The sequence below is a fragment of the Colwellia sp. MB3u-41 genome, assembly GCF_014076845.1.
Lineage (GTDB): Bacteria > Pseudomonadota > Gammaproteobacteria > Enterobacterales > Alteromonadaceae > Colwellia_A.
Window position 1 is genome coordinate 44,967 of the sequence record NZ_JACGUT010000085.1, and the last position, 7,511, is coordinate 52,477.

At 38.3% G+C, this 7,511-nt stretch carries 7 protein-coding genes; 2 read left to right on the top strand and 5 right to left on the bottom strand.

Going from position 1 to position 7,511, the window contains the following annotated elements; genetic code table 11:
* Window positions 1-90: 90 nt before the first annotated feature.
* From plsX to H4J73_RS20135, 3 genes are read right to left on the bottom strand one after another with little or no spacing between them, the layout of a single operon-like run.
* Complete coding sequence (gene plsX, locus H4J73_RS20125; protein WP_404851847.1) at window positions 91-1,092, bottom strand: phosphate acyltransferase PlsX; 1,002 nt, start codon at window positions 1,090-1,092, stop codon at window positions 91-93.
* A gap of 40 nt (window positions 1,093-1,132) precedes the next feature.
* Entirely contained in the window at window positions 1,133-1,303 is a 171-nt protein-coding gene (gene rpmF / locus H4J73_RS20130; RefSeq protein WP_070376498.1) for a 50S ribosomal protein L32, read from the bottom strand.
* A 46-nt stretch (window positions 1,304-1,349) separates the two neighbouring features.
* Window positions 1,350-1,772 carry a YceD family protein gene (locus H4J73_RS20135; protein ID WP_259366749.1) on the bottom strand — a complete coding sequence of 141 codons (423 nt, stop codon included), beginning with the start codon at window positions 1,770-1,772 and terminating at the stop codon, window positions 1,350-1,352.
* A 209-nt stretch (window positions 1,773-1,981) separates the two neighbouring features.
* On the opposite strand from H4J73_RS20135, the gene H4J73_RS20140 reads away from it, so the two are divergent.
* Entirely contained in the window at window positions 1,982-2,569 is a 588-nt protein-coding gene (locus H4J73_RS20140) for a nucleoside triphosphate pyrophosphatase (protein WP_182223124.1), read from the top strand.
* Between the two features lie 94 nt (window positions 2,570-2,663).
* Here the strand turns inward: H4J73_RS20140 and H4J73_RS20145 are convergent, their stop codons facing one another.
* Together H4J73_RS20145 and rluC are read right to left on the bottom strand one after the other, a co-directional pair.
* A complete protein-coding gene (locus H4J73_RS20145; RefSeq protein ID WP_182179725.1) occupies window positions 2,664-3,329 on the bottom strand; it encodes an HAD-IA family hydrolase in 666 nt (221 codons plus the stop codon).
* Window positions 3,330-3,455: 126 nt separating this feature from the next.
* The gene (gene rluC, locus H4J73_RS20150; RefSeq protein WP_182179723.1) at window positions 3,456-4,403 is read right to left on the bottom strand and encodes a 23S rRNA pseudouridine(955/2504/2580) synthase RluC; all 948 of its coding nucleotides are present in this window, start codon (window positions 4,401-4,403) and stop codon (window positions 3,456-3,458) included.
* 620 nt (window positions 4,404-5,023) lie between these two features.
* On the opposite strand from rluC, the gene rne reads away from it, so the two are divergent.
* Window positions 5,024-7,511 (top strand): ribonuclease E (gene rne, locus H4J73_RS20155; protein WP_182250279.1); only part of this gene is annotated, 2,488 nt, incomplete at its 3' end.

Consider the following 7,511-nt stretch of genomic DNA (forward strand, 5'->3'; position numbering starts at 1 on the left):
AGTATGCATCAATGATACTTAATGAATTGTTTTCTTGTTGAAAAAAAACAATTTTTTAAATACATTTTACCTTAGATAAATACTCATAACTTATTTACGACCACAAGCAAAACCATTTTCAAGCTTGTCTTTAATTCGATCCGGTACTTGGCGTTCAACTTCTTTTATCGCTTCTAATATAGCCATATAAAAAGCCTTTGAACTCGCATCGCCGTGACTCTTGACTACAATGCCGCGTAATCCTATCAGACTTGCGCCGTTATACTGGTCGGGGTTCAGGGGTTTGAAGAGTTTTTTTAACGTTGAGGACAATAATCGACCAACAATTCGGGTAAAAAGGTTGCGTGACAACACCGTATTCATTTTTTGATAGACTAAGCGAGCAACACCTTCACAGGTTTTCAAGGCAACATTACCCACAAAGCCATCACAAACAATCACATCTGCTTTATTCGTAAAAATGTCATTACCTTCAACAAAGCCAATATAATTAATTTCATTATTTTGTGCTAGCATCGCAGCGGTTAGCTTTATGTGGTCACTACCTTTCATTTCTTCTTCGCCCATATTCAATAATGCGATGCGTGGCGCTTTAATACCATCGACTTGCTCAGCCATGACAGAGCCCATAACCGCAAACTGATACAAAATATTAGAGTCACAAAAAACATTTGCGCCTAAGTCGAGCATAAAGACATGTTTATTTTCATCATGAGTGGGTAGAGAAGAAATTAATGCAGGCCGTTCGACACCCGTTAATGTTTTTAAGACAAAATGAGCCATTGAAAACAGCGCACCGGTATTACCCGCACTTACACACGCTTGCGCTTTTTTCTCATGCACAAGATCAAGTGCTTTACGCATTGAAGAATTCTTTTTGCTGCGCAGTGCAACAATAGGTTTATCGTCCATAGCCACGACTTGAGTGGTTGGAAAAATTGATAATTGAGGATGTTCAAGACACTGTTTTTTTGATAATTCAGCGTTGATAATATCGGCATCACCACAAAGAATGAGATGAAGTTCAGGAATTTTTCTAACTGCTAAAATAGCAGCAGGTATTGTTATAAGGGGGCCTTTATCGCCCCCCATAACATCTAACGCTATGGTTAGACTATTCAAAGCAATCAGCTTACTTATTGATTACTTGAACACCTTTGTAAAAGCCATCAGCTGTTACATGATGGCGACGGTGTGTTTCACCAGATACTGGATCTACTGATAAATTTTCTGTTGTTACTGCGTCATGTGAACGGCGCATGCCACGTCTTGAACGAGACTTTTTGCTCTTTTGAACTGCCATTAGCTACTCCTAAAATCGGTTAATCGTTAATAATTAAATAAATTGTTTATTTAAATTTCTGTAATACATCAAAAGGGTTTGGTTTTTCTAGCTCTTCAGGCAATTCGCCCCATACACTGTCAACTGGTGCCTGACACTGACTAGGCTCATGCTTTGCTATTAATGGAATTGCGAGTAATAACTCTTCTTCCACTAATTCTAGCAGGTTAACTTCACCATTTTCATCTAATTCTATTGCGTCATAATATGACGGCAATGCTTCAGCGGCTTCATCATTCTTGGCTGGACTAAGAGTAAACTCTATATCCAAATCAATAATTAATGATTCAGTACAACGCTGACAAATTAATGCTACTGATAAGACTCCTGAGCCTGAGATTACATTCAAGCCTAGATCATCTACATCAAATTTAACATTAACCTGCATATGCTCATTGCATGGAGTACACACATCAAGCAATCTAGTCATCCCCGACACTTCAAAGAAGCCGTCACACACCAACCTACGTTGGGCGCTCTTTCGGGGGTTTATCATTATCGGGAGTTTAAGATTTTGCATAAGGCGCGCATGTTAATGTGCTTGCCCTCTTCTGTCAAAAGAAAAATAACAAATTTTGTTTAAAAACTAAAGAAAGCCCACATATTATTACTTAACTGTTTATATTTTGAGTAATTCCTGTGAAAACCTTAATTTTAGCTTCAACATCGCCTTTTCGAAAGATTATTTTAGAAAAATTAAATTTAGCCTTCAAGTGTGCAAAACCGAATATTGATGAAACAGCATTAGCTGATGAAACAGCCATCGAGCTTGTTGAACGTTTAGCCATAGAAAAAGCAAAAGCTGTTGCTCGTGAATTTCCAAATGCACTGATCATCGGCTCAGATCAAGTGGCTTTATCTGAAGGGAAGATATTAGGTAAACCTCACAATTTTGAAAATGGCTTTAAACAACTCGCTAGTTTCAGTGGTAAAGTGGTAGAGTTTCATACTGGCTTATGTGTATTCGACAGTTCAACAGGAAAGTCACTGTCTTTAGTTGAATTGTTCACTGTACATTTTAAAAAATTATCAACACAAGAAATTACCGCTTATCTAAATATTGAACAACCCTATAACTGTGCTGGAAGTTTTAAAAGTGAAGGGCTAGGCATTTGTTTATTTAAGAAACTTGAGGGTGACGATCCTAACACCCTAATAGGCTTACCCTTAATTAAACTTATTAGCTTGCTCAAGGCCCAAGGTTTAGATGTTTTGGAAGAACAATAGATCAATAATAAAAAGTAAAATAAAACAGCCCCAACAATTATCCTTTGGTCAATAAATAAGAATATCAAAAGGTAATAGCAAAAGCCGACTTATTTTATAGCTTTACTGCGGTATTTAACAAGAGTTGATGTAATTCAGCCAACGAGTCAACAATAGCTTTTGGCTGGAACTTTGACAGTACCTCATCATCATGCACGCCATAAGTCACACCTATGCTATCAACCCCTGCCCTTTGCGCCATTTCAAGGTCGAAGGATGTATCGCCTATCATCACGGCTTCATGTTTTTGGATATGTAATTCTTTTAACAAACTGTTGATCATATCAGGGTCTGGTTTTGAAATGCTTTCATCGGCACAGCGAGAGGCATGGAAGAAGTGCTCGGTATCACTCGCTTGCCATACTCGTTGTAAACCTGCCCGCGCTTTACCTGTAGCAACCGCTAATAATTTTTTTTCTTTTTTTAAATTAACCAGTAATTCAAGTGCATAGTTAAACAAAGGCGTTGGCGTGGTATTAACTTCAACATACTGATGCTTATATTGTTCTGTAAATTGTTGTATCTGTGCTTCATGTAAACTTGGAAATAAAGTTTTAATCGCTTTCGGTAAACTTAAACCGATAATTTGTTTAGCTTGCTGATAGCAAGGAGGTTCAAGTGCTAGTGCAATAGCACTCGCTTGCATTGAGAAAACAATACGATCGACAGAGTCCATCAAAGTACCGTCCCAATCAAAAATAACCAATTTATAATGGTGCATACATTCTCTTTTAATAATTAATTTATTATCGACTTAATTTACTGATCAGTACTTGGCTTTACATAGGTATAATATAGGAAGGAGAAGCGTGATACTGAAATCGTTTCTGCATCACGCTGGAGAAAATTACTTAAGCTTTGTCAGTAAATTTTGTAATGAATGTTCTAAAGGCGCTTCTACTTTCATTTTTTCGCCCGTGTTAGGATGAGTAAACTCAATACTCGCCGCGTGCAAAAACAACCGTTTTAAACCAAGTTTTCTCATGTCTTCATCAAAGTTTTCATAGCCATATTTTGAATCACACGCTATAGGATGGCCTTTAATTTGGCAATGAACACGAATTTGATGCGTTCGCCCAGTTACGGGGAAAGCGCGAATCAGTGTGGCATTTTCAAAGTTTTTCAGCACTTTAAAACGTGTTTCAGCTTCTTTACCATTAATATTATCAACAACAACAACACGTTCGCCGGATTTCAAATCATTCTTTTTCAAACCTTCGGTGACACGCGTTAATTTAGTCGACCATTGTCCCTTAACCAGTGCATGATAATATTTTTGCACGGTTTTGCTGCGTAACTGCTCATGCAAGTGACGTAAAGCTGAACGTTTTTTAGCAATAACTAAGCAACCCGAAGTATCTCTATCAAGTCGATGAACAAGTTCAAGCATTCTTGCGTCAGGACGTAGAGCTCGCATAGCTTCAATTAAGCCAAAACTTAAACCACTGCCACCATGTACTGCCATGCCAGAAGGTTTATTAATAACAATTAAACGGTCATCTTCAAATAATATTTGCTTCTCTAAATTGGCAACAACATTTAATTTTGTTGAAACTTCATTGGTATTTTCAGAAATACGAATGGGTGCTACACGAATCAGATCCTCATCTTGAATTTTGTATTCTGGTTTAGTCCGTTTTTTATTAGCCCTAATTTCACCTTTTCTTAACAGGCGATAAATCATGCTTTTCGGCACGCCTTTTAAGGTTTTTAATAAAAAGTTATCTATTCTTTGACCAGCGTCTTCGCTATCGATTGTATAAAATCGAACTTGGGGTTTTGTATTTTCATTCATAAAAGTCAGTTTAACATATATATTTTCATTTTTGAGTAATTAACTCAGCGATTTAATTGCCTTTTGCCTCAATTAAGTGGGATAATCTTAGCGTTATTGTTTATTTAAGACAATAAGGTTAAAAATAGAAGCTTTTAGCGAAACGTAAGAGGCAAAATGCGGCCACATTAATGTGCGTTATCTCGATAAATTATTATCGCCGACACATTAACCGAACGGCCTGTTGCAAGTATTGACCTGAATAACAAGTCAAAAAACGGCATAAACATTTTAGTCCCGCGCAACGAAAGCTATTTTGTATTTATAATGATATAAACCAAATTAGATAAGTTTCCATCGAGCAACAACCCGAATAGTAAGCCAAATCGCCGAACTTCAAACTGCTCAACAAATATCAATTTGATAATATCGAGCACAGCACGATTTGCTGCGCGCATGAAGAAACAATTTTTCTTGGGTGAAGGTCACCTGAGGGTACAATCAGATTAAATAACAGCTTACAGCGTAATATGGCGCTGTAATATGACACCCGAGAGGTTGACAACTTGCTGTTACCATAGCGATAAATTGCTTTGTGTTCGAAGCTTATAGTGTTGTGACTAAACCGAGTCACTAAAACTATGAAACGTATGTTAATTAACGCTACACAATCGGAAGAGTTACGTGTAGCACTTGTCGATGGTCAACAACTTTATGATTTAGATATCGAAAGTCCTGGTCATCAACAAAAAAAATCAAATATTTACAAAGCAAAAATTACGCGTATAGAGCCCTCTCTAGAAGCTGCATTTGTTGACTATGGCGCAGAGCGTCATGGTTTCCTACCGATGAAAGAAATCGCACGCGAATACTTCCCTAAAGGTTATACCTTCCAGGGTCGTCCAAATATCAAAGAAGTCTTGCGCGAAGGCCAAGAAGTTATTGTTCAAATTGATAAAGAAGAACGCGGCCAAAAAGGCGCAGCATTAACGACTTTTATTAGTTTAGCGGGCAGCTATTTAGTATTAATGCCTAACAATCCTCGTGCTGGTGGTATCTCTCGTCGCATTGAAGGTGATGAGCGTACTGACTTAAAGACCTCTCTAAACAAACTAGATTTACCAAAAGGCATGGGATTAATTGTTCGCACTGCTGGTGTTGGTAAAGACTACGAAGAGCTAGACTGGGATTTAAATGTTTTATTACATCACTGGAAAGCTATTTCAGAAGCGGCTGAAACAAAACCTGCTCCTTTTTTAATTCATCAAGAAACTAACGTTATTTTACGTGCTATTCGTGATTATTTACGTCGTGATATCGGTGAAGTGCTAATTGATCGCCCGAAAACATTCGAAAGCGTAAAAAAACATATTGAAGTGGTTCGTCCAGACTTTTTAAGTAAAATTAAACTCTACACCAACGATGTCCCTCTCTTTACCCATTACCAAATTGAAACACAAATTGAATCAGCCTTTCAACGTGAAGTAAGACTTCCTTCAGGTGGTTCAATCGTTATTGACCCAACTGAAGCAATGACATCAATTGATGTTAACTCTGCCCGTGCAACAAAAGGTAGTGACATAGAAGAAACGGCATTCAATACTAACTTAGAGGCTGCTGAAGAAGTTGCTCGTCAATTACGTTTACGTGATTTAGGCGGTTTAGTCGTTATTGACTTTATTGATATGACACCAGTGCGTCATCAACGTGAAGTTGAAAATCGTATGCGTGACGCTGTAAAACAAGACAGAGCTCGCATTCAATTAGGCCGTATTTCTCGTTTTGGCTTATTAGAAATGTCACGTCAACGTTTACGCCCTTCTATCGGTGAAACCAGTCAAGGCGTTTGTCCTCGTTGTAACGGTACAGGGCACGTACGTAGTGTTGAATCATTAGCTTTGTCTATTTTGCGTTTAATGGAAGAAGAAGCCATTAAAGAAAATACGCAACATGTACAAGCTCAAGTTCCTGTACCCGTAGCGACTTACCTTTTGAATGAGAAACGTCGTTCAGTATTTCATATTGAAAAACATCACAGCGTTAATATTCTTATTATTCCTAATCCTCATATGGACACACCGCAATATGAAGTACTTAGAGTAAGAACAGACGAAAGTGTTGAAGAAGCCAGTTACGAAAGAACCATTACTGAAGCTTCAGTTGAAGAAGCAGTAATGCCAAAATTTGACAAGCAAGCCGCTAAACGCGACGAGCCTGCATTACAGGGTATGTCTTCCCCTAAGCAATCAGCACCTTCAACCATCGTTAAACCAATAGCTCCAACAACTGCGGTTACAAAAGAATCTGCAGGATTATTTGATGGTTTAGTGAAATGGGCTAAAGCACTATTTGTTACTGAAGAAGTTGCACCTGAGGTTGTTGAGCCAGTTAAGAAGCCAGAAACGAGTAGTAATGAGCGTCGTCCTCAGCGTAGTCGTCAAGGACAACGTCGTAACAATAATCGCAATGAAAATCGTAACGACAATAGAAATGTAAATCGTAACGACAAGCGCAATGATGCTCAAAATGAAGAACGCGCTGAATTAAAAACTAACATTAATGACAATAAAGACAACATTAATGAAAATAAAGATAACAAGCAAAATAAACAGCCTCGTAAAGCGCCAGTAGAGCGTAATATTAAGCCTAAAGAAGAAAAAACGACGGTACGCCGTCAGCGTCGCACTAATACGAAGAAAATACGTATTGTTGACGAAAACTCAACGGTTGTTAATAATGCCGCGTTAAGCAAAATAGCCGCAGAAGAAAATACTCAAGTAGCTGCTAAAGTTGATGAAGCGTTAACAGTTGAGACAGTGGTTGCTCAACCTGATACGACACAGCCAGAGCTTAGTGAGACTAAATCAACTGATGAACAACGTCCTAGAAACCGTCGTTCACCTAGACATTTACGTTCTAATGGACAACGTCGTCGCCAATCTTCAGATAACGCTGCAACTGAAAACCCTGCAGTTGTTTCAAATATAGAAGTAAGTGAAGACCCTGTTCAATCAAGATACCCTGAAACGCCTGTAGTTGAAACACCTGTTGTTGAAACGCCTGTGGTTGAGACACCTGTGGTTGAAACGCCTGTAGTTGAAACGCCGGTAGTTGAGACACCTGTTGTTG